Here is a 485-nt window from a genome sequence, read left to right as displayed (position 1 = left end):
AGATGTGTATAAGAGACAGAGTTCGGCCGGTGGGTCTCGCGCGCGGACGTGGTGCGCTACCTGGAGAAGTACGCCGACCACCACGAGCTGGAGGTCGTGACCGGCGTCGAGGTGTCCCGGATAGAGCGGGCCGACGACGGGACGGGCTGGCGCCTGAACGCCACCGGAGGACGGGTGCTGACCGGCCGCGCGGTGGTCGTGGCGACCGGCTTCAACCACACCCCCCGCATCCCTCGGTGGCCCGGGCGCGAGGGGTTCACCGGCACGCTGCTGCACGCCGCGCGGTACCGGGAGCCCGGCCCGTACGCGGGCAAGGACGTACTGGTGGCCGGGATCGGCAACACCGGGGCCGAGATCGCCGTGGACCTGGTCGAGGGCGGCGCCGCCCGGGTACGGATCGCGGTCCGCACGCCCCCGCACATCGTGCGCCGCTCCACGGCGGGCTGGCCGGCGCAGGCCACCGCCGTCCTGGTCCGGCGGCTGCC

1 pseudogene is annotated in these 485 nt (G+C 74.2%); it reads left to right on the top strand.

Annotated elements, in window-relative coordinates:
• Positions 1 to 21: 21 nt before the first annotated feature.
• Positions 22 to 485, top strand: a pseudogene (locus tag IH13_RS0106080) (NAD(P)-binding domain-containing protein); the annotation flags it as partial.

It is taken from the genome of Streptomyces sp. NRRL WC-3549 (assembly GCF_000721935.1).
Lineage (GTDB): Bacteria > Actinomycetota > Actinomycetes > Streptomycetales > Streptomycetaceae > Streptomyces.
Note: the sequence above shows the minus strand (reverse complement) of the source record. Positions and strands in the feature narration are given on the sequence as shown.